Source organism: Micromonospora sp. CPCC 206061, from assembly GCF_036906915.1.
Taxonomy (GTDB): domain Bacteria; phylum Actinomycetota; class Actinomycetes; order Mycobacteriales; family Micromonosporaceae; genus Phytohabitans.
The window spans coordinates 1-26,066 of the sequence record NZ_JBAKHX010000065.1 but is presented as its reverse complement, the minus strand read 5'-3'; the positions used below and the strand labels follow the sequence as shown (position 1 = coordinate 26,066).

Below are 26,066 nucleotides of genomic sequence, written 5' to 3'. Positions count from 1 at the left end.
CACGGGCGGCGGGCGATGCCGGCCGTGGGACGCCGCAACACCGGGGGAAGCGCGGCCTTCGACCAGGCTGAGGCCATAGACACCGCTGTCGCCATCGCCGCGCCGCCGGCCGCCGTAGGGCGGCCGTGGCCCTGCGGCCGTGGCCCTGCGGCCGTGGCCCTGCGGCCGTGGCCCTGCGGCCGTGGCCCTGCGGCCGTGGCCCTGCGGCCGTGGCCCTGCGGCCGTGGCCCTGCGGCCGTGGCCCTGCGGCCCGGCCGCCCTGGCCCTGCCCGCGCCGATCAAGGAAAGTCCATGGATCAAGGGCAAATGCACGCGGTTTAGCGATCGAACCACGTGCGTTTGCCCTTGATCGACGGGGAGAGGGGCGGGGGCGCGCGGGAGCGGCGCGCGGCGCCGCCTCGGGGCCGTCGGGGCGGGGCGGGCCGTCCGGGACCGAGAAAGGGGCGGACGGTGGGGGTGGGTCAGAGGTGGGCGACGCGGCGCATGACGTCGCGACAGAAGGGAGCGACCGCGTCGGGGTCGTCGGTGAACTGCGAGGGCTTGATGCAGAAGGTGGTGAAGCCCTCCGCCTGCTGCGCCGGGATGGTGTCGAGGGCCTGGGCCAGGTCGGCGCAGGAGCTGGCGTCGGGGAAGATCGCGCGGGTGCCGCCGACCAGCTCCAGGTCGGCGATGTCGCGGCCGGCCTCGGCCATGCCCTTCGCGAGCCGGCGCAGGTCTTCGGGGCTCGGCCGGCCGAGCGGGTTGAAGCCCTGCCCGTAGCGTGCGAGCCGCGCCAGCAGCCTGTCGTGCATCGCGGCGCCGCCGAACCACAGTGGCGGCCCGCCGGCCCGGTACGGTTTTGGCTCGCAGTAGGCGCCGGCGAAACGGTAGTGGACGCCGTCGTAGGTCGCGGGGGAGTCGGCCCACGCCCGCTGCCAGATTTCCAGGTGCTCGTCCAGCAGTTGGCCGCGCCGTCCAAAGGGGACGCCGAGCGCGGCGTACTCGTCGCGGCTCCAGCTGACGCTGGGCAAGACCACCAGGCGGCCCTGTGCCAGCAGGTCGAGTGTGGCCAGATCCTTGGCCAGGTGCAGGGGGTGGCGCAGCGGGGCGAGCACCGCGCCGGCCACCAGGCGTATCCGCTCGGTGGCGGCGGCGATCGCGGACAGCAGCAGCAGGGAGCTGGGCCACGGCGTGCGCGGGTCCTGGTTGCCGGGTAGGGCGTACTCGCGGGGGTTCGGCATGAGGCCGTCGGCGCCCGCGTCGGGGCCGAGAACGATGTGCTCGCTGAGCATGACGGCGTCGAACCCGGCCTCTTCGGCCTCGCGGGCCCAGCGCACCAGCCGGGGCAGGTCGCGGCCGCCGGTCATCGTCCAGTTCTCGCTCAGGATCAGCAGCATCCGCGGAGTACTCATGCGAGCGTGACCTCCACCGGGAGCTCCTTGATGCCGTTGACGAAGTTGGACCGGACGCGGCGCACGTCGCCGACCAGCCGGATGTCGGCCAGGCGGGGGAGCAGCTCCTCGAACATGACGCGGATCTCCAGCCGGGCGAGGGTGTTGCCGAGGCAGAAGTGCGGGCTGCCCTTGCCGAAGGTGATGTGGTCGTTGGGGCTGCGGGCGACGTCGAAGCGGTACGGGTCGGCGAAGACGTCTTCGTCGCGGTTGCCGGAGGCGAACCACAACACGACCTTGTCGCCCTCCCGGACGAGCTTGCCGCCGAGCTCGACGTCGCGGGTCGCGGTGCGGCGGAAGTGGTAGACCGGTGAGGCCCAGCGCAGGAACTCCTCGACCGCGAGCGGCATCAGGCTGGGGTCGTCGCGCAGCCGGGCGAGCTGGTCGGGGTGGCGCAGCAGGGCCAGCATCGAGTGTGAGATGGCGTGGCGGGTGGTCTCGTTGCCGGCCACGACGAGCAGCAGGAAGTAGTTGTCGAAGTCGTTGCCGGACAACGCGATCCCGTCCGACGGGGTCTGGTTGACCAGCTTGCTCACCAGGTCGGTGCCGGCCCCGCCGCGGCGTTCGGCGGCCAGCTCGCGGCCGTACGCGAAGACCTCAAGCGCGGCTGGGCTGCGGAACGGCAGGTCCCGGTACCGGTCGCTCTCCTCGCTGTGTAGCAGCACGTCGGCGTAGTCGGGGTCGGTGTTGCCGATGATGCGGTTGCCCCACTCGATGAGCTTGCGGGTATCCCCGTCGGGGACGTCGAGCATGCGGGCGAGCACGTTGATGGGGAAGTCGGCGGCGACTTCGGAGACGAAGTCGAAGCGGCCCTTGGCGAGCGCCGCGTCGAGGGTGCGGGCGGTCAGTCCACGCAGGAACGTCTCGTACTGGGCGACGGCACGGTGCGAGAAGTCGCGCTGCAACAGGCGGCGCAGCGCATGGTGGCGGGCGCCGTCGGTCTCCAACATGGACCGCCGGATGGCCATAAGGTCGTCGTCGACCTCTTCCAGGTTGACGAACCGCCTGGACGTGAACGTTTCGGGGTCGCGGTCGACCCGCACGATGTCGGCGTGCCGGGTCACCGCCCAGAAGCCGCTGTTGGGGGCCGGCTCCGGCTGCCAGTGCACGGGGGCGTGACGGCGCAGCGCGTCGAACATGCGCCACGGCGTCTCGCCGTCGAGAAAGCGGTCGTTGTCGGCGAGGTCCACATCAGACAAGAGTGTCAAGCCAGTTCTCCTCACAGGTGCTGCGCGTACTCGCCGAACTCCCAGTCGGTGACGTACCGGCGGAACCGCTCGATCTCGTCGCGCTTGTAGCTGACGAACGCGGTGACGAAGTCCTTGCCGAGCGCCTCGGTCAGTGAGGTGTCGGCGACCAGCGCGTCGAGGGCGTCGGACAGGTTCATCGGCAGCATGGCGGCCCGGCTGCGGTCGTACCCGTACCCCTGCAAAGGGGACGGCGGCCGCGCCCGCGCGCGCAGCCCGAGCAGGACGGCGGCCACCACGCCGGCGACGGCGAGGTACGGGTTGGCGGACGCGTCGCCGAGGCGCAGCTCGAACCGGGCGCTGTCGCCCCGCTCGGGTGGTATGCGGAGCATGGCGCTGCGGTTGTCCAGTCCCCAGTCGACCAGCCAGGGCGCGAGGGTGTCGGGCCCGAACCGCTTGTAGGAGTTGATGGTCGGGTTGAGCAGGGCAGCAAGGGCGGGGGCGTGGGCGAGGACACCCGCGATGGCGTGCCCGGCGATCTCGGACAGGCCCTGGGGTCCGGACGGGTCGTCGAAGGCGTTGCGGCCGTCCGAGTCCACACAGGACACGTGCAAGTGGAACCCGGATCCGCCGCTGTCGTTGAATGGCTTGGCCATGAACGTGGCCAGCCGCCCCTCGGCGTGCGCCAGCTCCTTGACGGCGGCCTTGAAGCGCCAGGCGCGGTCGGCGGCGGACAGCGCCGTCGAGTGGGTCAGGTTGATCTCGAACTGGCCGCCGTCGAACTCCCGGTTGCCGGTGGTGATGCCGAGGCCGAGCGCGTCGAGGTGGCGCATCGTGCGGGGCAGGTGCCGGTCCGGGTCGCTCTTGCGGCCGACGGTATAGACGTGGCCGGCGGTGTCCGCGTAACGGCGCCAGCCGCCGGGCGCGGACTCGTCGCGATCGAGCAGGAAGTACTCCAGTTCGGGGCCGACGACGGCGGTCAGGCCGGTCGCGGCGAGGTCGGCGGTAACGCGGCGCAGCAGGTCGCGGGGGGACTCGGGGCACGGCTGGCCGGTGGTGGGGTCGACCGGGTCGCCGAGGCACCAGGCGACGCCGGGCTCCCACGGCAGGGGGACCAGAGTGCCGAGGTCGGGGCGGACGACGACGTCGGGCAGGCCGGCGTCCAGGCCGCCGGCCACGTCGACCACGTCGCCGCGGGGGGAGGTGTGGTAGACCGCGCGGCAGAACGCCAGGCCATGGGCGCTGGCGGCGGGCAGGTGATGCAGGAGGATGTCGCGGCCGCGGTCGACACCGATCAGGTCCGGGTACGACAGCCGCACGACGTCGATGCCCTGGTCGGCGAGGGCGGCGACCACGTCCTGCACGCTCACGGCACTCTCCGTTCGTCGGCTCGTTTGAGTGCAAACAATATGTCTTGCCCGGCGGCCGGGCAAGGGCCTACCGTATGGGTCCAAACGATAGGCGTGACGCGGTGCTGTAAGGAGAGCGTATGTCCAGCGTGCGGGGGTTTTTCCCACCCAAGACGGCCACCGGCCGGGCCGCGCTCGTCCCACCGCCGCCGTGGCACTACTCCGGCGACCTGCTGACCATCGAGTACCGGACCGATCCCGCCCGGGTGGCGGCGCTTCTACCTCCACCGCTGGAGCCGGCCGACACCGACCCGGGCGCGGTCGCGCTGATCTGGGCGGACTGGCAGTCCTGCTCCCAATCCCGGGAGGAACTGCTCGATCCGGTGCGCGCGCAGTACAAGGAGTGCTTCGCGGTGGTGCGGTGCGCGTACCGGGGCCGCACGTTCTCCCGCGGCGTCTACATCTGGGTCGACAAGGACTTCGCCATCGCCCGCGGCATCCATCAGGGGTACCCCAAGAAACTCGGCTCGATCCACCTGACCCGCCCGCACCCGTACGGCCCGGCGCCGCGGATCGAGGCCGGAGCGCGGTTCGGCGCCACCCTGGCGGCCGCCGACCGCCGGCTCGCCGAGGCGGTGGTGACACTGCGCGAGCCGGCCGGCAGCAACGGGTTCGTCAACGCCCACCCGATGGCGCATCACCGCTGGCTGCCGTCCATCGAGCCGGGCAAGGGTCTCGCCCTGGACGAGCTCGTCTCCTCCGGTGCCGCGTCCTTCGAAGGGGGCACGCCGTGGGCGGCCGACGCCGAGCTGCGGCTGCTGGACGCGCCGACCGAGGAACTGGCCGACCTGCGCGTCGACGAGCTGATCGGCGCGTACTACCGGCAGGTGGGCGTGTGCTGGAACGGCGGGGCCTTGCTGGAGAGCGGCACCTCGGGCGCGCAGTAGTTCGGAGTCAAACGGTACGCTTGTCCGGCTGGATCCGCTCGCCCGAGGGAGTGCCGTGACTGGACACCGTTCGATCACCGAGACCGAGAAGGCCGTCCAGGCCAAGCTCGGCGCGGTCCGGCTACACCGCGAGGCCATGGCGGCCGTCTCCAACATCTATCGGGCGGCCGCCGCCACCCGCCAGCACGTGGAGAACACGGTGCTACGCGAGGCCGAGCTGACCTGGACCGGATTTGTGGTGCTCTGGGTGGTCTGGATCTTCGACGAGATGGAGACCCGGCACGTCGCGGCCGAGGCCGGCATCTCCAAGGGCACGCTCACCGGGGTGGCCCGCACACTGGAGTCGCGGGGGCTCGTGGTCCGCTCCAGCCATCCATCGGACGGGCGGATGGTGTTGCTGTCTCTGACCGAGGCGGGCGAGGAGCTGATGAGCCGGCTGTTCCCGGCGTTCAACGCCGAGGAGGCGTTCGTGACCGCGCGGCTGGGCACCGACGAGTGCCTGCGCCTGGCCGACGGCCTGCGCCAGATCGTGGCCCAGCTGGAAGACAACGGCGAGCAGCGCCGCCTGGACCTGCTGGAGGGTGCGCCACCGACCCCTCGCCGCGGCGGCCGCCGCAAGGCCTAGCGCGCGGCGCCGGCCAGGGCGTCGAAGAGCCACTGGTCGGGTAGGTCCTCAGGGTGCCACTGCACGGCCATCAGCCAGCCGCCCGGAGCGGTGCGGTGTATTGCCTCGATCGTGCCGTCGGCCGCCCACGCCACCGGCACGAGGTCCTCACCGAGGCGGTCGACGCACTGGCGGTGGTAGCAGGACGCCTCGACCTTTCCCGTGCCGCGCGCCGCCGCCAGCGCCGACCCGGCTGCCAGCGCGACCGGATGTACCAGGTGCAGGTGGTCCTCGCCCAGCCAGCGCAGCGTCCCGCCGAGCACCACGTTGACGATCTGAAGGCCCCGGCAGATCGCGAGCGTGGGCATGCCGGTCGCGATCGCGTACCGGGCCGCCGCGATGTCGAACGCGTCCTGTTCGTCGTCCACGTCGTACAGGGGGTGGTCGCCGGCGGTGCCGCCGTACCGGTGAGGTGCCACATCGCCGCCGCCGGGCAGCAGCAGCGCGTCGGCCCGGGCGAGTCGACGCTCAGCCTCGTCGGTGTCGGGGTGCATGATCCACGGCTCGCCGCCGGCCCGGTACACGGCCTCGACGAGCGCGCGGGCGGCGACCTCCGCGCGGTACCGCAACACGTTGGTGCGCGCCGCGAAGCGAGCCGGAATCGCGACCAAAGGACGCGTCGCTGTATCCGCTCGCTCCCTCATAGCTGGATCCAGGTGGTCTTCAGGTCGGTGTACTTGTCGAGGGCGTGTGCCGACTTGTCCCGGCCGTGGCCGGACTGTTTGACGCCACCGAAGGGCACGCTGAGGTCGCCCTCCTCGTAGCAGTTGACCCACACGGTGCCGGCGCGCAGCGCGCGGGAGACCCGGTGGGCGGTGGACAGGTCGGCGGTCCAGACTGCGGCGGCCAGGCCGTACTCGGTGGCGTTGGCCAGGTGGATCGCCTCGTCCAGGGTGTCGAAGGCCAGCACTGACAGCACCGGCCCGAAGATCTCCTCGCGCGCCAGCCGCATCCCGGGGGAAACGCGGTCGAAGACGGTGGGCCGCAGGAAGCTGCCGCCCGCGCCCCACCGGTCGCCGCCGGTGCGCAGCCGCGCGCCCTCGGAGCGGCCGGCGGCGACGTGGTCGAGCACCCTCGCCAGGTGGGCCTCGCCGGCCAGTGCGCCCATCTCGGTGGCCGGGTCGAGAGGGTCGCCGATCCGCAGCGCCTCGGCCCGTGCCACGACGGCTTCGGTGACCCGGTCGGCGATCGAACGGTGCACGAGCAGCCGGGACGGGGCGGTACACATCTCGCCCTGGTTGAAGAAGATGCCCCACGCGGCCGTGGCGGCCGCCCGGTCGAGGTCGGGGGCGTCCGGCAGCACGATGTTGGGTGACTTGCCGCCCAGTTCGAGCCATACGCGCTTGAGGTTGGAGTCGGCCGCGTACCGCAGGAACTGCCGCCCGACCGCAGCCGAGCCGGTGAACGCGAGCACGTCCACGTCGGGGTGGAGCCCGAGGGCGCGTCCCGCGGTGGGGCCGTCGCCGGCTACCACGTTCCAGACGCCGGGCGGAAGGCCCGCCTCGGTCGCCAGCCGGGTCAGCCGGAGGGCGGACAGCGGCGACAGCTCGGACGGCTTCAGCACGACCGTGCAGCCGGCCGCCAGCGCGGGCGCGACCTTCCAGGACGCCAGGGTGAGCGGGAAGTTCCACGGCACCACGGCGGCCACCACGCCGGCCGGTTCGCGGGTGACCAGCGCGAGTGCGTCGGCCGCGGTGTGCGGTACCTCATCGGTCAGCTTGTCGGCGAGCTGGCCGTACCAGCGGAAGGTGTTGGCGACGGCGCGTAACTCGACGTCGTGGGCCTCGGAGATGGGCTTGCCCATCTCCAGGCTGATCGTCACCGCGAGCTCGGACCTGTCGCGCTCGACGAGGTCGGCGAATGTGGTCAGGACGCGTCCGCGTTCGGCGGGCGACAGGCGCGGCCAAGGGCCGGCGTCAAAGGCCCGGCGGGCCGCGGCGACCGCGAGGTCGACCTCCGCGACGCCCGCGTTTGAGACTTCCGCGACGACGCCGCCGTCGCGTGGGGACACGACCGCGAAGGCGCCATTGGTGCCGGCCTCGTCGGCGCCGTCGATGTAGTGGCTGGTCGGCGGCTTGACGGTACCGGCCAGCCGGAGCCAATCCTCGTGTGAGCCGACCATGACACCTCCTCGTTTGAGCCCAAACAGTAGCTTGACCGTGCCTCGTGGTCCACCTATGTTATTTGGAACCAAACGATATGGGAGTCCAGATGAGCGTGGCAGTCGACACCCGGCACTGGATCGGCGGTGAGCGGGTCGCGTCGGCGCGCACCTTCCCCGACCGGTCGCCGATCGACGGCAGCCTGCTCGCCGAGGTCGCACGCGGGGGAGCGGACGAGGCGAAAGCGGCCGTGGCGGCGGCAGGCGAGGCGTTTCCCGGCTGGGCCGCCACCAGCCGCGACGAGCGGGCCCGCCTCCTGCGTCGCATCGCGGACGGCGTCGAGCGACGCCTTTCGGAGCTGGCGATCGTCGAGACCACCGACAACGGCGCGCTGCTGCGCTCGCACCGCAACGGCGTGATGCCGCGGGTGGCGCACAACTTCCGGTTCTTCGCCGACTGGCTCACCGGCCTGGGCCACGACGACTTCGACACCCGTGGCCACACCAACCACGTCAGCTGGGACCCCGCCGGACCGTGCGTTCTCATCACACCGTGGAACGCGCCGCTGATGCTGGCCACCTGGAAGGTCGCCCCGGCGCTCGCCGCCGGCAACACGGTGATCCTCAAGCCCGCCGAGTGGTCGCCGCTGACCGCCTCGCTGCTGGCCGACATCGCCGCCGAGGCGGGGCTGCCGCCCGGCGTGCTCAACGTCGTCCAGGGGTACGGCGCGGAGGCCGGCGCGGCCCTGGTCGCCCACCCGGACGTGCGGCGGATCAGCTTCACCGGCTCGGTGCCGACCGCGCGGACCATCGCCGCCGCGGCCGCCGCCAACCTCGTACCCACCAGCTTCGAGCTGGGCGGCAAGTCACCACTGCTGGTGTTCGCCGACGCCGACCTCGACCTGGCCGTGGATCTGGCGGTCGAGCAGTTCGACAACGCCGGGCAGGTCTGCCTGGCCGGCACCAGGCTGCTGGTCGACGCCGCGATAGCGGACGAGTTCACCGCGCGGCTGGCCGCCCGCACCGCCGCCCTGCGCCAGGGCGACCCGCGCGACGAGGCCACCGACGTCGGCCCCAACATCCACCCCGACCACCTCGCGCGCGTCGACGGGTTCGTGCGCCGGGCGCTCGCCGCGGGCGGCCGCGTGGTCGCCGGCGGCGGCCCCAACACCGACCTCGGTGGCCTGTACTACCGGCCGACGCTCCTGGCCGACCTCCCATCCGGCGCCGAGGCTCTCACCGAGGAGATCTTCGGCCCGGTACTGACCCTTCAGACCTTCGACACCGAGGACGAGGCCGTGGCGCTGGCCAACGGCACCCGGTTCGGCCTGGCCGCCGTCGTAGTCACCGGCGATCCCACCCGCGCCGCCCGCGTCACCGCCCGGCTCGTCGCCGGCACCGTCTGGGTCAACTGCTTCTTCGTCCGCGACCTTCGGGCCCCGTTCGGCGGCGCGCGGCAGTCCGGCATCGGCCGCGAGGGCGGCACCTGGAGCTTCGACTTCTACTGCGACATCAAGAACACCGTCACCGCACCGAAAGGATGGCGCGACCATGGGTGAAGTCGTCGGCGCTGGCCTGCTCTCGCACGTACCCACGATCGTGCTGCCCGAGGCGGATCGGCGCGAGCTCAACGAAGGCAAGGAGATCAGCCTCGTACCGGGGCTCCGGCGCCTACGGACCGAGGTGTTCGAGACCCTCGACTACGACACGGTCGTGGTACTCGATTCGCACTGGGCCACCACCGTCGAGTTCGTCGTCACCGCGCACAGCCGCAGGGCCGGCCTGTTCACCTCCGAGGAGCTGCCGCGCGGCATGTGCCGGATGCCGTACGACTTTCCCGGCGATCCCGAGCTCGCCCACGCGATCGCGGCGCACGCCGACAAGCACGGCACCTGGATCACCCCGATCGACGACCCCTACCTGCCGATCTACTACGCCACCACGAACCTGTGGACATACCTGGGCGTGCCGGACAAGCGGTGGATGTCGATCGGGGTCTGCCAGACCGCCGACACCGAAGACAACCTGCGGCTCGGCCGGGCGCTCGCCGACGGCATCGCCGCCACCGACCGCAAGGTGCTGCTGGTCGCGTCCGGGGCGCTGTCGCACACGTTCTGGCCGCTGCGCCAGATCCGCGACCACGAGGCCAGCGACCCCCGGCACATCTTCACCGCCGCCGCGCGCGAGGCCGACTACGAGCGGATCGCCTGGTTCGAGCAGGGCCGGCACGATCTGGTACTGGACACGATGCCGGAGTTCCTGAAGGTCAAGCCGGAGGCCCGGTTCGGCCACTACCTGATGATGATCGGCGCGCTCGGCGAGCAGCGGTGCACCGCGCCCGGCCGCCTGTTCAGCGAGTACGAGAACGCCGTCGGCACCGGCCAGGTGCACATCTGGTTCGACCGACCCGCCAACGGCTGGAGCTGACGTGATCGAGTACCGCAGGATCGTGCTGGACGGCGCCACGGTCGAGGTGGTGCGTGACGGCGCGGAGCTGGTGGCCGGTGACGGCCGCCGAGTCAAGATCGAAGACGCTGTGCACCTGCCACCGGTCGCGCCCACCAAGATCGTGGCGGTGCATCTGAACCACCGCAGCCGGGTCGAGGAATTCCAGACCACGCTGCCATCCGCACCCACGTACTTCCACAAGCCCACCTCGTCGCTCAACGCCCACGGCGGCGCCATCGTGCGCCCCGAGGGCTGCCAGTACCTCAACTACGAGGGCGAGATCGCCATCGTCATCGGGCGTACCTGCCGCAACGTCGCGCCCGATGACGCCGCCGACTACATCGCCGGGTACACCATCGCCAACGACTACGGGCTGCACGACTTTCGCGACACCGACGCCGGCTCGATGCTGCGGGTCAAGGGCTCCGACACGCTCTGCCCGCTCGGGCCGGGCCTCGTCACCGGCTGGGACTTTCGGGGCAAGCGGCTGCGCACGTACGTCAACGGCACCGTCGTACAGGACGGATCCACCGACGAGATGACCTGGGACATGCACTACCTGGTCGCCGACATCGCCCGCACCATCACCCTGTACCCGGGCGACGTCCTGCTGTCCGGCACGCCCGCCAACTCCCGCCCGGTGCAACCCGGCGACACCGTCGAGGTCGAGGTCGAGGGCCTCGGCACCCTGACCAACCACATCGTCACCGGTCCCACGCCGGTCCGCGACGACTGCGGAGCCCAGCCGACCGCGTCCGAAGAGGTGCTCTCCACCGCGCTCGGCGGCGATTGGGAGTACCGCGGCATCCGCCCACCTCGTCGTCGTTCCTAGGGGAGCCCACATGAGAGTCGTCGTCGATCTGGCCAGATGCCAGGACCACGGCCAGTGCGTCTTCGCCGCCCCCGAGGTGTTCCACCTCGACGACGGCGGCAAGCTCGGCTTCGTCGCCGAGCCCGACGAGGCACTGCGGGACGCGGTGGAGGAGGCCGCCGACGTCTGCCCACTACAGGCGATCCGGATCGATGGCTGAGCGGATCGCGGTCGTCGGCGCCTCCCTGGGCGGACTGCGGGCGGCCGAGCAGCTGCGGGCGGCCGGCTGGACCGGCGAGATCACCGTCATCGGCGCTGAGCCGCACATGCCGTACAACCGGCCGCCACTGTCTAAAGAGGCCCTCGCCGGCACGGCGTCATTCGGGTCGCTCGCGTTCCGCCCGCGCGCCAGCGTCGCCGACGTCACCTGGCGGCTGGGCACGAGCGTATCCACCGTGGACCTCGGCGCGCGGGTGCTGGCGCTGACCGACGGCGAGCCGCTGGCTTTCGACGGGCTCGTGGCCGCGACCGGCCTGCGTCCTCGCCGCCTGCGCCGCCCAGGCACGGAGGTCGGACGGCACGTGCTGCGGACGCTCGACGACGCGCTGCGCCTGCGCCCCGCACTAGTACCGGGCGCGCGGCTCGTGGTCGTCGGCGCCGGGTTCATCGGCTGCGAGGTGGCCGCCACCGCCCGACGCGTCGGTGTCGAGGTGGCCGTGGTCGACCCGCTGGCGCTGCCGATGCTCGGCCCACTCGGCGAACCGCTGGCGGCCGCCCTGCTGCGCCGCCACCAGCGCCACGGGGTGCGGTTCCACCTCGGACGCACCGTCGACCGGTTCGAGACGGGGCGGGTCGTGCTCGACGACGGCACGGTGCTGCACGCCGACGCCGTGGTGGAGGCGGTCGGCTCGTTGCCCAACACCGGATGCTTCGACGGAAACGGCCTCGACCTGTCCGACGGGCTGCTCTGCGACGCTCACCTGCGCGTCGAGGGCCTGCCATACCTGGTCGCGGTCGGCGACGTGGCACGATTCCCCAACGCGCGCTTCGACGCCGTGCCTCGCCGCGTCGAGCACTGGAGCATCCCCGGCGACACCGCCAAGCGCGCCGCCCGCACCCTGGTCGCCGGGCTCACCGGCGCGCCGCTCGACAGCGCAGCCTTCGCGCCGTTGCCGACATTCTGGAGCGACCAGTACGGCGACCGGCTACAGGCGATCGGCGCCCCGGGCCTTGGCACCGCCGACATCCGCGTCCTCGACGGCGACCTGGACGGCGACCTGGACGGCGATGTGATCGTCGGCTACCACCGCGGCGGCGTCCTCGTGGGCGTGGTCGGCCTCGGCGGCAACGCCACTACAGCCGCGGTCGCCCGCTACCGCAGCGCTCTGCCCGCGGGCGCCGCTCTCCCCGCCGCGACGGTTGTCACATAGGCGGGCGATCCCGCCATCTCCGGCGCAATCTGGGCCGGCAGGAAGATCAAGAGCCGCGGCTCCCACGGCTCTTCGGCGTCACGCTCGCCCGACGGGGCCTGACAGCACCTGGCCGGATGCGGCGGGTCTGCGTTGTTGCGTTGCAGCACCAACGTGTTGCGTCGACTACAGTGTGGACCTGCCGGTGGTCACACCGTCCGGCTGCTCAGGGGAGGTGAAGCTCGGTGTCCAATGGCCCGGGCGGACGAGCCGGTCGGCTGCGCCCGCAGGACGTGCGTGACGCGACGTTCACCGCGGCGCCGCGCCGCCGTGGCGGCCTGGACCCGGAGCAGGTCTACACCTTCCTGCGCCACGTGGCCGACGAGATGAGCCGCCTGCACCACGAGCTCGACGCCGCGATGACCGACGCGGTGCGGGTCAAGAACGCCCTGCACCAGTGGCAGGTGCAGCACGCCGCGACGTGCGCGCAGCCGCCCGCGGCCCGGCCGGCGCAGCAGCAGGGCGGCGGCGGGTACGGCAACGGGCACCAGCAGCAGGGCTGGTAGGGCCCTGTCGTCTCGGCGGGTTCAGCCGATCGCCCCGGACGCGTTCAGCGGTGAGTTGGCTCACCAGAGGACGACAGGGTGGCGCGGGCGGGGTGTGAAAGGTAATCGTGGAGGCTTACGCGTTCGGGTGCCGCCCGGGTGCGGCTTTCCCCAGAGGAGATCCGATGACGGCGATCCGCGTCGGTGCGACCACCGGTATTCGACTGTGTGATCAATGTGGACGCCCCCTGCCCGCTTTGGAGAAGAACGAGTACACGCCGGCCCGCGCCAGGCTCGTCGGCGAGCAGGGCGTCTGCATGTGCCCCCATGGTGTGGACGACGACGTCGAGCTGCCAGAACGCGGGCCGTCCCTGCTGTGACCTGCCGCGTCGCCGCGCGGTGATGTCAGGAGACGACGGCGAACCCGCCGGTCCAGGAGATCTTCTCGGTCACGGCCAGCGCGAGCTGCAGAAAACCGACCGCCTCCAGCTCGCGGGCGCGCGTGAGGCCGCCGGCGTCGATGGCGCGCAGGCCGGCCGCGCTGACCACACCCGACAGCAGCGCCTTGGCCTCGGCGTCGTCACCGGCGACCAGCACCGTGGTCGGCTGGCCGTCGACGGTGCCGGAGACCAGGCTGCCGGCGAAGTTGGTGTTGAAAGCCTTCAGCACCCGCGACGCGGGTAGCGCGGCGGCGATCTCGGCCGCGGCGGAGCTGTCGGCGGGGACGACCAGCTCGTCGAACGTCTCGAAGTTCAGCGGGTTGGTGAGGTCGACGACGATCTTGCCGGCGAGCTGCTCGCCCCGCTCGGCGATCACGTCGGAGACGGCCGGGTAGGGGACGGCCAGGACGACGATGTCGCCGGTGACGCGCTTGCCGGCGTCGGAGCTGTTGAACAGCTCGACGGTGTTGCCGCCCTTGGTGACGAGGCCGGCGACGGCCTCGCCCATGTTGCCGGTGCCGATGATGCTGACGTGTGCCATGGTGTCCTCCTGGTTTGTTGTCGCTACAACTAGTTCTACGCCGTGTTAGTTGTAGCGACAACTTTTTCGGCTATGATGTGACCATGGACACGCGGTGGCTCGATCGGGAGCAGCTGGCAGCATGGGTCCGGCTCGTGACGGTGCTGGAGCTGCTGCCCGGCGTCCTCGACAGCCAGCTGCGGCGCGACGCGCAGCTGACCCACTTCGACTACTACGTGCTCGCCATGCTGTCGGAGTCTCCGGAGCGCACCCTGCGCATGACGACCCTCGCGCGGCAGACCGGCGCCACGCTGGCCCGCCTGTCGCACGTGGTGCAGCGGCTGGAGGCGCGCGGGCTGCTGGAGCGTTTCTCGTGCCCCGACGACCGGCGCGCCACCAACGCCCGGCTCACCGACGCCGGCTTGCAGAAGGTGCGCGACAGCGCGCCCGGTCACGTGGCGACCGTGCGGCAGCACGTCATCGACGCCCTCACGCCGCAGCAGGTCTCCCAGCTCAAGGACATCACCGACGCCATCCTGAGCCGGCTCGACCCCGAGGGTGCCCGGGCGGCGCTGTACACGCGGTACGACGCGGGATGACAACCGGCGGTCGAGTTCAGGACGGGAGTGCACCGCTGCCGCGGTGCGCGAAGGGCGGGTCGGCGACAGAGCCGCGCAGGAGGGCCTCGATCCGGTCGACGTCGCCGCGCTCCGCCGGGGGAAGGGGCGTGCCCGCCGACTCGCGATGGGCGGTCGCCGTCGCGAGCAGGCGCGACGCCTCCTCGTACCGGCCGGCGAGCGCGTGCGCACCGGCCAACCCCTCCTGGGCGAGGGCGATTGCCCGCGGGTCGTCCGTCGCGCGCGCGGCGGCGTAGCCCTCCAGGTGCGTGGCCAGCGCGGCCTCGGCGTCGCCGCGCTGTTCGGCGATGAAGCCAAGCTCGGCGAGGATCAGTGCCGCGCCCATGTCCCCGTCGATCTGGCGGCACCACTCCAGCCACCTGCGCAGGTGGGTCTCGGCGTCGTCGAGCCGGCCCTGCCGGCGTGCGGAGAGCCCCAGCCCCACCTCGGCGAACTGCTCGCCCCGCCTGTGCGAATGCCGTGCGGCTAACCGCATCGCCCGCCCGTGCAGCTCGTCGGCCCGTGCGTGGTCGCCGGTCAACAACGCGATCCTGCCCAGCCCGGACAGTACGTACGAGACCTCGATCCACAGTCCGAGTTCTTCGGCCATCCGCAGCCCATCCCGGCGCAGTCGGGCCGCCTCGGCGTAGTCGCCCGCGACCTCGGCCAGCGCGCTCAGCACGCCGGTGGCCTTCAGCAGGCCCCAACGGCCACCCAGTTCGCGAAAGAGCGCGGCGCTGCGCGCGCCGGCACGGTCGCCGAGGCGGTCGCGGCCAGCGACGTGGTGATCATGTGCCTGCTCGACCACGCATCGGTCGACGGTGGCCTGGGGCAACGGATCACCTGAGCCCAGGCTCGCACGGTCTTGTGGAGAGCGGCGACCACGGTTACTCTCAGTCTGAGTAGTTCTCAACCTGAGAGGAACCGTGGTTGTGACCGAGGAGCAGTACCTGGCGGCGTACGACCCGCGCGCCTACCCGGCGGTGGCGGTCACCGTCGACGTGGTCGCGCTGACCATCCGCGAGGGCGTCCTGCACCTGCTGCTCGTGCGCCGCGCCGAGCAGCCGTTCATGGACTACTGGGCCCTGCCCGGCGGGTTCGTGCGACCGGGGGAGGACCTGCCGGCCGCGGCGGGGCGCGAGCTCGCCGAGGAGACCGGCCTGGGCGGCGAGGAGCTGCACCGCGTACACCTCGAACAGCTCGCCAGCTACGGCGCGCCCGACCGCGACCCGCGCATGCGGGTCGTCTCCGTCGCCTACCTGGCGTTCGCGCCCGACCTGCCCGAGCCGTCCGCCGGCACCGACGCGGGAGACGCCGAGTGGCTCCCGGTCGCGGCGCTGGCCAGCCGCCGGCTGGCGTTCGACCACGAGCGGATCGTGGCCGACGGCCTGGAGCGCGCGCGGGCGAAGCTGGAGTACACCCCCCTCGCCACCCGGTTCCTCGGCGAGGAGTTCACCGTCGCCGAGCTGCGGGCGGTCTACGAGACCGTCTGGGGCCACCCGCTGCACGCCGGCAACTTCCACCGCAAGGTGCTCTCCGTGCCCGGCCTGGTCGAGAGCACCGGCGCCACCACCGAGCACGGCGGCCCACGCGGCGGCCCCCGCGCCCGGCTGTACCGGGCCGGCGACGCCCGCCTGCTGCACCCCGCGCTGCTGCGGCCGGCCACCGAAGAAACCACGCGATAACAGGGAGGTACACCATGGGCAGTGGGATCTGGTCCACCGATGTCTACGAGGCAGCCGACCGGTACCGGCGGGCGACGGGCAGGAGCGCGTTCGCCTACAGCGACGGCGGGGCGCGCACGGTCCACCCCAAACTCGACCCGCGCGACGCGTTCCGGGAGAGCCGCGACTCGGCCGAGCACCCCGACTCGCTGGCGATCGCGGTGCTGTTCGACGTCACCGGGTCGATGCGGCGAGTGCCGCGCATCCTGCAGAGCCGGCTGCCGAACCTGCTCGGGCTGCTGCAGCGCAAGGGGTACGCGCGCGACCCGCAGATCATGTTCGGCGCGATCGGCGACGCCACGTGCGACCGCGTGCCGCTCCAGATCGGACAGTTCGAATCGGACAACCGGATGGACGACGACCTCGGCCGCATCGTCCTCGAAGGCGGAGGCGGCGGGCAGCAGACCGAGTCGTACGAGCTGGCGCTCTACTTCATGGCCCGGCACACGTCGATCGACTGCTACGAACGGCGCGGCCGCCGCGGCTACCTGTTCATCATCGGCGACGAGATGGCCTACGACCGGGTCAAGGCCCGCGAGGTGCGCCGCGTCATCGGCGACGACCCAGGCGAAGACGTGGCGCTGGAGCGGATCGTCGCCGAGGTGCGGCAGAAGTTCCAGACGTACTACCTGCTGCCGGCTGGCTCCAGCTACGCGGGCAACCTGACCATACTCAGCTTCTGGCGCGACCTGCTCGGCCAGAACGCCGTCGAGCTGGACAACCTCGACGCGGTCTGCGAGATGATCGCGCTCACGGTCGGGCTCGGCGAGGGCACCGTCGACCTCGACGGCGGCCTCACCGACCTGGCCGAGCTGGGCTCGGACGCCAGCCCGGCCGTCTCTCGGGCGCTGTCGGGGATGCGCTGGGTATGAGGCACGTGGTGGTGGCCGACCTCGGGTACGGCGACGCGGGCAAGGGAACGGTCGTCGACTGGCTGTGCGCTCAGGGCATCGACGGGCGGCCGGTCTCGGCGGTGGTGCGCTATAACGGGGGCGGGCAGGCGGCGCACACCGTCGTGCTGCCCGACGGGCGCCACCACACGTTCGCCCAGTTCGGTGCCGGGTCATTCCGGCCTGGCGTGCGCACCCACCTGTCCCGGTTCATGGTGGTCGACCCGCTCGCGCTGGCGACGGAGGCCGACCACCTCGCGGCGGTGGGCGTCGCCGACGCCTTCGACCGGCTCACCATCGACGGCGCGGCGCTCATGGCCACGCCGTACCACCGGGCCGCCAACCGGGCCAGGGAGATCGCCCGCGGGGCCGACCGGCACGGCTCCTGCGGCAAGGGGGTGGGCGAGGCGATGGCCTATTACCTCGCCCACCCCGACGACGCGCCGCGCGTGGCCGACTGCCGCGACCCGGGCACCCTGGGCGCGAAGCTCGCCGTGCTACGCGACCGGCTCACCGCCGAGCTGGGCCCGCTCGACGCCCCACCGGTCGGCGCCGCCGTCGACGCCTACCGGGGGTTCGCCGCGGTCGTCTCCATCGTGGACGGTGGGTACCTGCACGACCTGCTCGCCGCCGGCCCGGTGGTGTTCGAGGGGGCACAGGGCGTGCTGCTGGACGAGTGGCACGGGTTCCACCCGTACACGACCTGGAGCACCACGACCTTCGCCAACGCCGACAAGCTGCTCGCCGAGGCCGGCTGGGCCGGCGCCGCCACCCGCCTCGGCGTGCTGCGCACCGTCACCACCCGGCACGGCCCGGGACCGCTGGTCACCGAGGACGCCGCGCTGCCGCTCGCCGACCCGCACAACCCGACGAACGCGTGGCAGGGGCGGTTCCGCTTCGGGCACTTCGACGCGGTCGCACACCGGTACGCGCTCGACGTGGCCGGCGGTGTGGACGGGATCGCGCTCACCCACCTGGACGCGGTGAGCCCGGCGCTGCGGATGTGCGTCGCCTACGACTGGACCGCACGCCTCGAACCCGGCCAGCCCGGCGACCTCGACCGCCAGGCGGCCCTCACCCGCCGCCTGACCACAACCCTTCCCCTGTACACGGAGATCCCACCGGACGACTGGCCCGCCGCCGTCGCCGACACCCTTGGTGTGCCGGTGGTCCTGACCTCCCACGGCCCGACCGCGTCCGACAAGCGCGTGCGCCCCCCGCACTCCCTCCCTCCCTCCCTTCCCTCCCTGTCCCTCCCTCCCGCCGATCAAGGGCAAACGCACATGCTTTGATCTCTGATCCGCGTGCGTTTGCCCTTGATCGGCGCGATGTCCCCTGATCGGCTGGCAGGCGCTAGCGGGGTACGACGGGGTCGATGACCTGCGTGGGGTTGTTGTCGGCGCGGAAGGTGCGACGGTAGGCGTCCGGAGGTACACCGACGGTGCGGCTGAAGTGCCGGCGCAGCGTCGTGGCGGTCCCCATGCCAGCCGCCTGCGCGACGGCGTCCATGCTGTTGTCGGTGTTCTCCAGCAGCTCCTGGGCCCGGCGGATCCGCTGCGTCGAGAGCCACTGCAGCGGGGTGGTGCCTGTTGCCGACTTGAAGTGGCGGGCCAGGTTGCGCGAGCTCATGTTCGCCTGGCGAGCCAGGTCCTCCACGGTCAGCGGACGGTTCAGCCGTTCCATCGCCCAGGGGAACAGGTTGGCAAGGGGATGGTCGTCGCGGGCGGGCACCGGGGCGGTGACGAACTGGGCCTGGCCACCGGCGCGATGCGGCGGCACGACCAGGCGGCGGGCGACGGCGTTGGCGACCGTCGAGCCGTGGTCGCGGCGGATCAGGTGCAGGCACAGGTCGATCGCGGCGGCCTTGCCGGCGGAGGCGAGCACGTTGCCGTTGTCGACGTAGAGCACGTCCGGGTCGACCTCCACCCGGGGATAGCGGGCGGCGAGCGCCTCGGTGTGGGCCCAGTGCGTGGTCGCGCGGAGCCCGTCCAGCACCCCGGCGGCGGCCAGCACGAACGCACCGGTGCACAGCGAGACCATCCGAGCGCCCGCCTCGTGGGCCGCGCGGACGGCGTCGAGTAGGTCGGGTGGCATGTCCGCGTCCGTGTCCTCCACGGCAGGGATGATCACGGTGTCGGCGCTGGCGAGCCGCTCCAACCCGTCGTCAGGCTCCAGGTGGAATCTGCCGATCCGGACTGGGCCCGGGCCGCAGACCACGAGGTCGTACCACGGGTCTGCCAGGCCGGAGGGGTCGCGAACGAAGACCTCGCACGCCGTGGCGAGCTCGAAGTGCAGCATTCCGTCGGTGGCGGCGAGCGCGATCGTGGCCATGTCCGAAACTGTACGGGGCATGGCGTTCCAGACACTGGTCGGGGCCGGACCGCCGCTGCGATGATCTCTTCAGTCGATCTTTTGAGAGCATGGAGGAACCGCGATGGTGTCAGGTCCGACGGTGGCGGTGTTCGGCGCATACGGACACACCGGGCGGTTCGTGGTGACGGAGTTGCGTGCCCGCGGGTTCGTCCCGCTTCTGCTCGGCCGCGACGAGAGCAAGCTCCAGACGCTGGCGGCGTCGCATCCGGGGCTCGAATACCGGGCGGCGTCGGTCGACGATCCGGCCTCGCTCGACCAGGCGCTGAAGGGCGCGGCCGCGGTCATCAACTGCGCCGGCCCGTTCGCCTCGACCGCGGCGCCCGTCATCGAGGCCGCCTTGCGCACCGGGATCCCGTACGTGGATGTGGCGGCCGAGATCGAGGCCAACGTCGACACGTTCGCACACTTCACCGACCGCGCGCGGGCCGCGGGCGTCGCGGTGGTGCCGGCGATGGCCTTCTTCGGCGGACTCGGCGATCTGCTGGTCACCACGGCCATGGGTGACTGGGCGGCGGCCGACGAGGCGCACGTCGCGTATGGACTGAGCAGCTGGCACCCCACGGCCGGAACCCTCGCCTCCGGCACCGTCTCCCGGGAGCGGCGCGACGGCCAACGCGTCCGCTACACCGGTGGCCAGCTGGAGTACTACGTCGACGAGCGCGACCTGCCGACCGTGGAGTGGGAGTTCCCCGCACCGATGGGCGCCCGGACCGTCCTTCGCGGGTTCACGATGGCCGACGTCGTCACCGTCCCCAGCCACCTGTCCATCCCCGAGGTGCACACGTACATGACCATCGACGCGGCCGAGGACCTGGCCGCGCCAGACGCGCCCGCACCGACGGCGGTCGACGAGGGCGGCCGGTCCGCGCAGACGTTCACCGTCGACGTGATCGTGCGCTCCGGCTTCACGCAACGACGCGTCGTCGCCAGCGGCCAGGACATCTACGCCATCAGCGCACCACTGGCGGTCGAAGCCGTCCATCGCATCCTCGGCGGTCAGACGAGGACGAGCGGCGTCGCCTCCGCCGGCGAGATCTTCGACGCGCCTGACTTCCTCCGCGCGCTGTCGGCGCACATCTCGGTCGAACCGCGCCGGGAGTCTCGCGCCGCCGCGGGATGGCGGTAGGCCATCCGCAGACGTTCGTGAAGCGCGACCGTCGATCACGCGGTCGTTGAACCGGTGCGTGGCAGCCGGCGGGCGGCCAGGATCAGAAGCGCCGCGGCATACGCGCAGAGCACGGCGAAACCGGCCCACCAGGCCAGCGGGAAGTAGCCGGCCGACGGGGCGTAGTGGGCGAGGACCTGCGGGTACTCGTGGAGGGTCTGCTTGACGGCGAAGCCGGCCGCGGGCGTGACGCGCAGCAGCCACCTCGACACCTCGTCCGGCAGCAGAGGCAGGGTCGCCATCAGGTACGGCAGGACCAGTGCCGCGATCACGACCAGGATCGCCGCCCGGGCCCGCCGCAGCAGTACGCGGAGGGCGAGACCGCCGGCGGCGGCGAGGCCCAGCAGCGCGCCGACGGCGACGGCGACCCGCACCCCGGTGAGTGGCGACACGGGGATGACGCTGATGTGGTCGGCGCGCAGGATGGCGGTGCCGAGGGGCATGACGACCGCGGCGGAGACGAGTCCGGCGAGGAAGGCCGCTGAGCCCGCGACGACGGCCTTCGCGGCCAGTACCCGGCCGGTGAGGGGAGCGCCACCAGCGGTGGTGAACCGCACGGCCACCACGAGCACGATGATCAGGCTGATGACGAGGCTGAACAAGTGGCTCTCCAGCGAGTGGCCTTCCTCACCGGCCGGCCCGATGTCGCCGGAGCCGGTGACGGTGAAGGCGCCGTTCGACTCGACGAGGCCGGCCGCACGGTGGTACTTCTCCCAGTCGGTGTGGCCCATCTCGCCGACGGCGTCGCGGCTCCAGCCGCCGCCCGAAGAGCCCGCCGCACCCGCCACGCTGATGCTGTCGAAGGTGGCGCTGGCCTGGGTGAAGCGGGACTCGGGGATCCGCGCGCCGAGGGCGACCTTCCGGAGCGTCAGATCTCCCGGGGAGGTGACGAACAGCCCCACCTGTACGGTCTCGGGGAGCCCGGCGAGACGGGCGGTGCCGACCTCCGTCCACCGCGTACCGTCTGCCGACTCGTGGCCGGTGATGGTGTCGCCGGAGCGGGTCAGCCGCAGCCAGCGCGGTGAGCCCTCCGAGACACCGCCAGGGCTACCGGCCGTGTCGTGGACGTAGTCGTGCTGCATCCGTACGCCGTGCGCGCCGGTGACCATCAGCGCCGCGTACGAGGAACCCTGCCTGAGGCCGTCCTTGACGATGATGCCGGCCTTCGCCCACGGCACCAGGCCGGGGACGATCTCGTCGTGGTCTGGCGGTGGGTAGGTGATGATGCCGGTCATGGAGGTCATGCGGACGGTGATGCTGCCGCCGGGCCCCAACGGCTGGTGTACGAGGGCCGCGCAGGTCATGGCGACGATTCGGCCCCGGGTGCGGAACGCTGCCCATTCCCGCCGCACGAGGGCGGAGAACGGCGCGGTGGTGGCTTCTACGGGAGTGCGCATGGTCAGGGTTTCTACGGATCCGGACATAACACCGCCCGAACCGCCGCTGTCATGTCGTTGTTAGGTCAGGCACGGCATCCTGTGAGCCATGGGTAAACGCACGGTACGGCAGCGGTTCACCGTGCTGTACGCCGTCCTGTTCCTGCTGTCCGGCCTGGCGCTGCTGGTCCTCACCAACCTGCTCACCGGCTTGAGCTCGACCGAGGTCGCCGCGCCCGCGAACCCACCCGCCGAGCAGTCCGTGGCGGCGGCGCAGGCGCGCGTGCACGAACTACAGGCGCGCCTGTCGGACCTGCGGGCCACGCAGTCCCGCCAGCTCATGATCGGCTCGGTGATCGCGCTGGTGGTGATGGCCGCGGTCTCGATCCTGGTGGGCAAGGTCGTCGCCGACCGCGTGCTGCGTCCGCTACGGACTATCACCGCGGCGACCCAACGGATCTCCGCTGACAACCTGCACGAGCGGCTGGGCGTGCCGGGCCCCGCCGACGAGGTCAAGGATCTCGCCGACACCATCGATGGCCTGCTGGAGCGGCTGGAGGCGTCGTTTGTCGCGCAGCGGCGGTTCGTCGCCAACGCCTCCCACGAACTGCGCACCCCGCTGACGACCCTGCGAGCGTCGCTGGACGTGGCCCTGGCCAAACCGGAGCCGGCGCCCCCACAGACGGTGGCGCTGGCCGGCCGCGTCCGCGCCGAGCTCGATCGGGTCGACAGCCTCCTGGAAGGCTTCCTCGACCTCGCCCGCGCCCAGCACGGCGTGCTGCCCGACCGCGCTCCGGTCTCGCTCAGCACCGTGGCGTCCAAGGCGTTGGCCGCCCGTGCGGCGGACATCGGGGAGCGAAACGTGACCGTCGAGGCCGACGTCCGGGACGCCGCGTGGACCGAGGGTAGCCTGACGCTGCTGTCCCGGATGGCGAACAACCTGATCGACAACGCCGTCATCCACAACCAGCGCGGCGGCTGGATCCGGGTCGCCGCCGGCGCCAGGAACGGCTCGGCGGAGCTGGTCGTGCAGACGAGTGGGCCGGTGCTGGATCCGGAGCAGGTCGCCGGCTCGCCGAGCCCTTCAAGCGGCTCGCCGCCGACCGCACCGGCTCCGACGCCGGCTCCGGTCTCGGCCTGTCGATCGTCGCCGCCATCGTCACCGCGCACGGCGGCCACCTGGACCTGCGACCCCGGCCCGAAGGTGGCCTGCGCGTCACCGTCCACCTGCCGGCGGGCCGGCGTGGGGGAGGCGGCGCCCGGTGAGGGTACTGGTGGTCGAGGACGCGCGCCCGCTCGCCGACGTCGTGGCCGAGGGCCTGCGCGATCAGGGCATGGCCGTCGACGTCGCCCACGACGGCCTGACCGCCGCCACGAAGCTCGACGCCAACGCGTACGACGTGGTCGTCCTCGACCGTGACCTGCCCGCGGTCCACGGCGACACCCTCTGTCAGATGATCACCGAGTCCGTGGAGCGCCCGATGGTGCTCATGCTGACGGCGGCCGGCGCCCCCGCGGACCGGGTCAGCGGCCTCATACTCGGGGCCGACGACTACCTGGCCAAGCCATTCCACTTTCCGGAGCTCGTGCTGCGCGTGCACGCCCTCGCCCGGCGGCGCCCCTCCGCCCGCCCGCGTACCCTGCGGGCGGCCGGCATCGAGCTCGACCCCGCACGCCGCACCGCCACCCGCGAGGGCCGCCAGCTCGACCTGTCGGTCAGGGAGTTCGCCCTCCTCGAAGCCCTGCTCCGCGCCAGCCCCGCCTTCCTCAGCACCGAGGACCTGCTCGAACAGGTCTGGGACGAGAACGCCGACCCCTTCACCAACACCGTGACCGTGACCATCGGCAGGCTGCGTCGCAAACTGGGCGCCCCGCCGATCATCACGACCACGCCGGGAGTCGGCTACCGCATCGCGTAGGGCGCTCGCGTCCAGCCGAGCGCCGGGACCGTGCATCGCGCGCTGGCGCGGCCGCACCGGCGGATCCGCGCCGCCTCCGCTGCCGAGGCGGCGCCGCTGGCCGAGACGTCCGTCGCGCTGCTGGCACTGGTCAGCGCCGACATCGCGGAGACCTGGTCGGCGGTACCGGTCGGAGTCTTACGCCGTTGACGAGCGCGTTCCATCGACCATACGTTATGGGCAATCTCCGGAAGATTTTCGGAAGCTCGGGCACTAGGAGTCTCATGAAGGTCAAGAAGGCGGTCGCCTGCGTGGCCGCCACCTGCGCCGTACTGTCCGTTGCCGCAACCCCCGCGAACGCGACCGGCCCCACCGACACCGGCAACGCGATCAGCTTCCGGCAGCGGCTTCAGCCCATCGACGGGCTCGGCCTCGCCGCGGCGTTCCAGCGCGCGACCATCCTGCGCGGCGACCGTGGCCTCTCGCCGGAGAGCACCCGGGCCGTCCTCGACCTGCTGTTCGACCGCGAGACCGGTGCCGGCGCCTCGATCGTCCGCACCGGCATCGGGTCGTCGACCGACGACGTCTACGACCACATGAAGACGATCGAGCCCACCGACCCGGGCGGGCCGGGCGCCAAGCCGACCTACGTATGGGACGGCGACGACGGCGCCCAGGTGTGGTTCGTCAAGGAGGCGCAGAAGTACGGGGTGAAGCGGATCTTCGCCGACGCGTGGAGCGCGCCCGGGTTCATGAAGACCAACGGCACCGACAGCCAGGGCGGTGAGCTGTGCGGGGTGCCGGGCACCGCCTGCGCCAGTGGCGACTGGCGCCAGGCGTACGCCAACTACCTCGTGCAGTACCTGCGCTTCTACCGGCAGGAAGGCATCAAGATCACAGACATCGGCTTCACCAACGAGCCGGACTGGACCGCCTCCTACGCCTCCATGCGCTTCACCCCCGAGCAGGCTGTCGACTTCGTGAAGGTGCTCGGGCCGACCCTGCGCCGCAGCGGGCTGGGCACCGAGCTGGTCTGCTGCGACTCCTTCGGCTGGCACCACCAGGCGCCGTACACCGCGGCCATCGAGGCCGACCCGGCGGCGAGCCGGTACGTCTCCACGCACACCGGCCACATGTACGCCAGCCGGCCCGACACGCCGCTGCCCACCGACAAGCCGACCTGGATGACCGAGTGGAGCCCGAGCGGCAGCACGTGGAACGAGGCGTGGGACGACGGCAGCGGCTGGGCCGGCATCGCCATCGCCGAGAGCATCCACCAGTCGTTCGCCGAGGCGCAGGCGTCCGCGTACGTGTACTGGGTCGGGATGTCGCTGGGCACCACCCGGGCGTTCATCCAGCTGCCGAACTCCGGTGACGGCTACCGGGTGTCGAAGCGGCTGTGGGCGTTCGCGGCGTACTCGCGGTTCATCCGGCCCGGCGCCGTGCGGACCGAGGCGCAGGCCGCGGACCCGAACGTGAAGGTGACCGCGTTCCGCAACCGCGACGGCTCGATGGTCGTCGAGCTGCTCAACACCGGTACGGCGCAGGTCGACACGGCGTTCCGCACGGACACGCGGGTCCACCGCGCGACCACGTACCTGACCGACGAGGCCCACTCCCTGGAACAGGTGTCCAACACCCGCACACGCGGCGGCACCCGAACCCTCCCGGTGAACCTCCCGCCACGTTCCCTGACCACCCTCGTCCTCCGCTAAGCCGCCAGTTCCGGCCGCGCCGCGCCCACCCGTTCCGCGCCCGCGCCCGGCGCGCACCTCTTCCCGCCGATCAAGGGCAAACGCACGCGTTCGATCTCTTTTTCACGTGCGGTTGCCCTTGATCAACGAGGATGTCCTTGATCGACGCTCTTGAACTGCGCGACCACGACCACGACCGTGCCGCGCCAGATCTCGGTGCGGGGCCGTCGCCATGGCCACGGCCTGCCGACGCCGGCCAACCACGATCTGGGCGCCGCGCCGGCCGCCGTCCCGGTCGGGGGCGGCCGGACCAGCGATCAAGGGCATTCGCATCGATCAAGGGCAAACGCACGTGAAAAAGAGATCGAACCGCGTGCGTTTGCCCTTGATCGGCGGGGAGAGGGGCGGGGGCGCGCCGCGTGGGAGCGGTGCGGGCCCGCCGGGGCGCGGGCCCGCCGGGGTGCGGGCCCGCCGGGGG

Annotated in this window: 27 protein-coding genes; 18 read left to right on the top strand and 9 right to left on the bottom strand. The window is 72.0% G+C overall.

Annotation, left to right across the window (positions count from 1 at the left end):
* Window positions 1–461: 461 nt before the first annotated feature.
* The 3 genes from V6V89_RS31075 to V6V89_RS31065 are packed head-to-tail and all read right to left on the bottom strand — an operon-like array spanning window position 462 to window position 3,987.
* Entirely contained in the window at window positions 462–1,391 is a 930-nt protein-coding gene (locus tag V6V89_RS31075) for a TIGR03619 family F420-dependent LLM class oxidoreductase (RefSeq protein WP_334623078.1), read from the bottom strand.
* Window positions 1,388–2,638, bottom strand: a complete 1,251-nt coding sequence (locus tag V6V89_RS31070) for a cytochrome P450 (protein ID WP_334623077.1) — start codon at window positions 2,636–2,638, stop codon at window positions 1,388–1,390. Before V6V89_RS31070 ends, V6V89_RS31075 begins: the two co-directional genes overlap by 4 nt.
* A gap of 11 nt (window positions 2,639–2,649) precedes the next feature.
* Window positions 2,650–3,987, bottom strand: coding sequence for a glutamine synthetase family protein (locus V6V89_RS31065; RefSeq protein WP_334623076.1), 1,338 nt, complete (start codon window positions 3,985–3,987; stop codon window positions 2,650–2,652).
* Between the two features lie 119 nt (window positions 3,988–4,106).
* Here V6V89_RS31065 and V6V89_RS31060 point away from each other — a divergent pair, with 119 nt between their 5' ends.
* Both V6V89_RS31060 and V6V89_RS31055 read left to right on the top strand, forming a co-directional pair.
* Window positions 4,107–4,913, top strand: coding sequence for an acetoacetate decarboxylase family protein (locus V6V89_RS31060; protein WP_334623074.1), 807 nt, complete (start codon window positions 4,107–4,109; stop codon window positions 4,911–4,913).
* Window positions 4,914–4,968: 55 nt separating this feature from the next.
* Window positions 4,969–5,538 carry a MarR family winged helix-turn-helix transcriptional regulator gene (locus tag V6V89_RS31055; RefSeq protein ID WP_334623073.1) on the top strand — a complete coding sequence of 190 codons (570 nt, stop codon included), beginning with the start codon at window positions 4,969–4,971 and terminating at the stop codon, window positions 5,536–5,538.
* Here V6V89_RS31055 and V6V89_RS31050 read toward each other — a convergent pair.
* Both V6V89_RS31050 and V6V89_RS31045 read right to left on the bottom strand, forming a co-directional pair.
* Window positions 5,535–6,221 (bottom strand): gamma-glutamyl-gamma-aminobutyrate hydrolase family protein, encoded by a 687-nt coding sequence (locus V6V89_RS31050; RefSeq protein WP_334623072.1) that lies wholly within the window; start codon window positions 6,219–6,221, stop codon window positions 5,535–5,537. The two genes, V6V89_RS31055 and V6V89_RS31050, sit on opposite strands and share 4 nt — an antisense overlap.
* Window positions 6,218–7,699 (bottom strand): aldehyde dehydrogenase, encoded by a 1,482-nt coding sequence (locus tag V6V89_RS31045; RefSeq protein WP_334623071.1) that lies wholly within the window; start codon window positions 7,697–7,699, stop codon window positions 6,218–6,220. Before V6V89_RS31045 ends, V6V89_RS31050 begins: the two co-directional genes overlap by 4 nt.
* An 89-nt stretch (window positions 7,700–7,788) precedes the next feature.
* Between V6V89_RS31045 and V6V89_RS31040 the strand changes: the two genes are divergently transcribed.
* The 7 genes from V6V89_RS31040 to V6V89_RS31010 all read left to right on the top strand — a co-directional run bounded on the left by V6V89_RS31040 (window position 7,789) and on the right by V6V89_RS31010 (window position 13,271).
* Entirely contained in the window at window positions 7,789–9,237 is a 1,449-nt protein-coding gene (locus tag V6V89_RS31040) for an aldehyde dehydrogenase (RefSeq protein ID WP_334623070.1), read from the top strand.
* Window positions 9,230–10,105: a 3,4-dihydroxyphenylacetate 2,3-dioxygenase gene (locus V6V89_RS31035; protein ID WP_334623069.1), complete on the top strand. Its 876-nt coding sequence runs from the start codon at window positions 9,230–9,232 to the stop codon at window positions 10,103–10,105. The genes V6V89_RS31040 and V6V89_RS31035 overlap by 8 nt, the downstream gene beginning before the upstream one ends.
* A gap of 1 nt (window position 10,106) precedes the next feature.
* Entirely contained in the window at window positions 10,107–10,958 is an 852-nt protein-coding gene (locus V6V89_RS31030; protein WP_334623068.1) for a fumarylacetoacetate hydrolase family protein, read from the top strand.
* 10 nt (window positions 10,959–10,968) lie between these two features.
* Window positions 10,969–11,157: a ferredoxin gene (locus V6V89_RS31025; protein WP_334623067.1), complete on the top strand. Its 189-nt coding sequence runs from the start codon at window positions 10,969–10,971 to the stop codon at window positions 11,155–11,157.
* Window positions 11,150–12,367 (top strand): NAD(P)/FAD-dependent oxidoreductase, encoded by a 1,218-nt coding sequence (locus V6V89_RS31020; RefSeq protein ID WP_334623066.1) that lies wholly within the window; start codon window positions 11,150–11,152, stop codon window positions 12,365–12,367. Before V6V89_RS31025 ends, V6V89_RS31020 begins: the two co-directional genes overlap by 8 nt.
* Before the next feature lie 224 nt (window positions 12,368–12,591).
* Window positions 12,592–12,912, top strand: a complete 321-nt coding sequence (locus tag V6V89_RS31015; protein WP_334623065.1) for a DivIVA domain-containing protein — start codon at window positions 12,592–12,594, stop codon at window positions 12,910–12,912.
* A 164-nt stretch (window positions 12,913–13,076) separates the two neighbouring features.
* Window positions 13,077–13,271 carry a hypothetical protein gene (locus V6V89_RS31010; protein WP_334623064.1) on the top strand — a complete coding sequence of 65 codons (195 nt, stop codon included), beginning with the start codon at window positions 13,077–13,079 and terminating at the stop codon, window positions 13,269–13,271.
* 25 nt (window positions 13,272–13,296) lie between these two features.
* On the opposite strand, the gene V6V89_RS31005 is transcribed toward V6V89_RS31010, so the two are convergent.
* Window positions 13,297–13,872: an NADPH-dependent F420 reductase gene (locus V6V89_RS31005; RefSeq protein WP_334623063.1), complete on the bottom strand. Its 576-nt coding sequence runs from the start codon at window positions 13,870–13,872 to the stop codon at window positions 13,297–13,299.
* 83 nt (window positions 13,873–13,955) lie between these two features.
* On the opposite strand from V6V89_RS31005, the gene V6V89_RS31000 reads away from it, so the two are divergent.
* The gene (locus V6V89_RS31000) at window positions 13,956–14,450 is read left to right on the top strand and encodes a MarR family winged helix-turn-helix transcriptional regulator (RefSeq protein ID WP_334623062.1); all 495 of its coding nucleotides are present in this window, start codon (window positions 13,956–13,958) and stop codon (window positions 14,448–14,450) included.
* Window positions 14,451–14,466: 16 nt separating this feature from the next.
* Here V6V89_RS31000 and V6V89_RS30995 read toward each other — a convergent pair whose 3' ends face one another.
* Complete coding sequence (locus V6V89_RS30995; protein ID WP_334623061.1) at window positions 14,467–15,303, bottom strand: tetratricopeptide repeat protein; 837 nt, start codon at window positions 15,301–15,303, stop codon at window positions 14,467–14,469.
* Between the two features lie 97 nt (window positions 15,304–15,400).
* Here V6V89_RS30995 and V6V89_RS30990 point away from each other — a divergent pair, with 97 nt between their 5' ends.
* From V6V89_RS30990 to V6V89_RS30980, 3 genes are read left to right on the top strand one after another with little or no spacing between them, the layout of a single operon-like run.
* The gene (locus V6V89_RS30990; protein ID WP_442935252.1) at window positions 15,401–16,153 is read left to right on the top strand and encodes an NUDIX hydrolase; all 753 of its coding nucleotides are present in this window, start codon (window positions 15,401–15,403) and stop codon (window positions 16,151–16,153) included.
* Between the two features lie 14 nt (window positions 16,154–16,167).
* On the top strand, window positions 16,168–17,064 hold the full coding sequence (locus V6V89_RS30985; protein ID WP_334623057.1) for a hypothetical protein: 897 nt from the start codon (window positions 16,168–16,170) through the stop codon (window positions 17,062–17,064).
* Window positions 17,061–18,374 (top strand): adenylosuccinate synthetase, encoded by a 1,314-nt coding sequence (locus V6V89_RS30980; protein ID WP_334623056.1) that lies wholly within the window; start codon window positions 17,061–17,063, stop codon window positions 18,372–18,374. The genes V6V89_RS30985 and V6V89_RS30980 overlap by 4 nt, the downstream gene beginning before the upstream one ends.
* A gap of 61 nt (window positions 18,375–18,435) precedes the next feature.
* On the opposite strand, the gene V6V89_RS30975 is transcribed toward V6V89_RS30980, so the two are convergent.
* Window positions 18,436–19,413, bottom strand: a complete 978-nt coding sequence (locus tag V6V89_RS30975) for a helix-turn-helix domain-containing protein (RefSeq protein WP_334623055.1) — start codon at window positions 19,411–19,413, stop codon at window positions 18,436–18,438.
* 103 nt (window positions 19,414–19,516) lie between these two features.
* Between V6V89_RS30975 and V6V89_RS30970 the strand changes: the two genes are divergently transcribed.
* Window positions 19,517–20,581, top strand: coding sequence for a saccharopine dehydrogenase family protein (locus tag V6V89_RS30970; protein ID WP_334623054.1), 1,065 nt, complete (start codon window positions 19,517–19,519; stop codon window positions 20,579–20,581).
* A 35-nt stretch (window positions 20,582–20,616) separates the two neighbouring features.
* Here V6V89_RS30970 and V6V89_RS30965 read toward each other — a convergent pair whose 3' ends face one another.
* Window positions 20,617–22,017 (bottom strand): hypothetical protein, encoded by a 1,401-nt coding sequence (locus V6V89_RS30965; protein WP_334623053.1) that lies wholly within the window; start codon window positions 22,015–22,017, stop codon window positions 20,617–20,619.
* A gap of 88 nt (window positions 22,018–22,105) precedes the next feature.
* On the opposite strand from V6V89_RS30965, the gene V6V89_RS41890 reads away from it, so the two are divergent.
* The 4 genes from V6V89_RS41890 (at window position 22,106) to V6V89_RS30940 (ending at window position 25,609) form a co-directional block, all read left to right on the top strand.
* Window positions 22,106–23,416, top strand: coding sequence for a sensor histidine kinase (locus V6V89_RS41890; RefSeq protein ID WP_442935251.1), 1,311 nt, complete (start codon window positions 22,106–22,108; stop codon window positions 23,414–23,416).
* Window positions 23,304–23,915 (top strand): response regulator transcription factor, encoded by a 612-nt coding sequence (locus tag V6V89_RS30950; RefSeq protein WP_442935253.1) that lies wholly within the window; start codon window positions 23,304–23,306, stop codon window positions 23,913–23,915. Before V6V89_RS41890 ends, V6V89_RS30950 begins: the two co-directional genes overlap by 113 nt.
* 30 nt (window positions 23,916–23,945) lie before the next feature.
* The gene (locus V6V89_RS30945; protein WP_334623051.1) at window positions 23,946–24,104 is read left to right on the top strand and encodes a hypothetical protein; all 159 of its coding nucleotides are present in this window, start codon (window positions 23,946–23,948) and stop codon (window positions 24,102–24,104) included.
* Between the two features lie 74 nt (window positions 24,105–24,178).
* Window positions 24,179–25,609 (top strand): glycoside hydrolase family 30 protein, encoded by a 1,431-nt coding sequence (locus V6V89_RS30940; protein ID WP_334623050.1) that lies wholly within the window; start codon window positions 24,179–24,181, stop codon window positions 25,607–25,609.
* Window positions 25,610–26,066: the final 457 nt, after the last annotated feature.

Coding starts and splice junctions, on each gene's coding strand:
- V6V89_RS31075 (WP_334623078.1), bottom strand. CDS start 1,391: ATGAGTACTCCGCGGATGCTGCTGATCCTGAGCGAGAACTGGACGATG.
- V6V89_RS31060 (WP_334623074.1), top strand. CDS start 4,107: ATGTCCAGCGTGCGGGGGTTTTTCCCACCCAAGACGGCCACCGGCCGG.
- V6V89_RS31050 (WP_334623072.1), bottom strand. CDS start 6,221: ATGAGGGAGCGAGCGGATACAGCGACGCGTCCTTTGGTCGCGATTCCG.
- V6V89_RS31045 (WP_334623071.1), bottom strand. CDS start 7,699: ATGGTCGGCTCACACGAGGATTGGCTCCGGCTGGCCGGTACCGTCAAG.
- V6V89_RS31040 (WP_334623070.1), top strand. CDS start 7,789: ATGAGCGTGGCAGTCGACACCCGGCACTGGATCGGCGGTGAGCGGGTC.
- V6V89_RS31035 (WP_334623069.1), top strand. CDS start 9,230: ATGGGTGAAGTCGTCGGCGCTGGCCTGCTCTCGCACGTACCCACGATC.
- V6V89_RS31025 (WP_334623067.1), top strand. CDS start 10,969: ATGAGAGTCGTCGTCGATCTGGCCAGATGCCAGGACCACGGCCAGTGC.
- V6V89_RS31020 (WP_334623066.1), top strand. CDS start 11,150: ATGGCTGAGCGGATCGCGGTCGTCGGCGCCTCCCTGGGCGGACTGCGG.
- V6V89_RS31010 (WP_334623064.1), top strand. CDS start 13,077: ATGACGGCGATCCGCGTCGGTGCGACCACCGGTATTCGACTGTGTGAT.
- V6V89_RS31005 (WP_334623063.1), bottom strand. CDS start 13,872: ATGGCACACGTCAGCATCATCGGCACCGGCAACATGGGCGAGGCCGTC.
- V6V89_RS31000 (WP_334623062.1), top strand. CDS start 13,956: ATGGACACGCGGTGGCTCGATCGGGAGCAGCTGGCAGCATGGGTCCGG.
- V6V89_RS30985 (WP_334623057.1), top strand. CDS start 16,168: ATGGGCAGTGGGATCTGGTCCACCGATGTCTACGAGGCAGCCGACCGG.
- V6V89_RS30980 (WP_334623056.1), top strand. CDS start 17,061: ATGAGGCACGTGGTGGTGGCCGACCTCGGGTACGGCGACGCGGGCAAG.
- V6V89_RS30975 (WP_334623055.1), bottom strand. CDS start 19,413: ATGGCCACGATCGCGCTCGCCGCCACCGACGGAATGCTGCACTTCGAG.
- V6V89_RS30970 (WP_334623054.1), top strand. CDS start 19,517: ATGGTGTCAGGTCCGACGGTGGCGGTGTTCGGCGCATACGGACACACC.
- V6V89_RS30965 (WP_334623053.1), bottom strand. CDS start 22,017: ATGCGCACTCCCGTAGAAGCCACCACCGCGCCGTTCTCCGCCCTCGTG.
- V6V89_RS41890 (WP_442935251.1), top strand. CDS start 22,106: ATGGGTAAACGCACGGTACGGCAGCGGTTCACCGTGCTGTACGCCGTC.
- V6V89_RS30940 (WP_334623050.1), top strand. CDS start 24,179: ATGAAGGTCAAGAAGGCGGTCGCCTGCGTGGCCGCCACCTGCGCCGTA.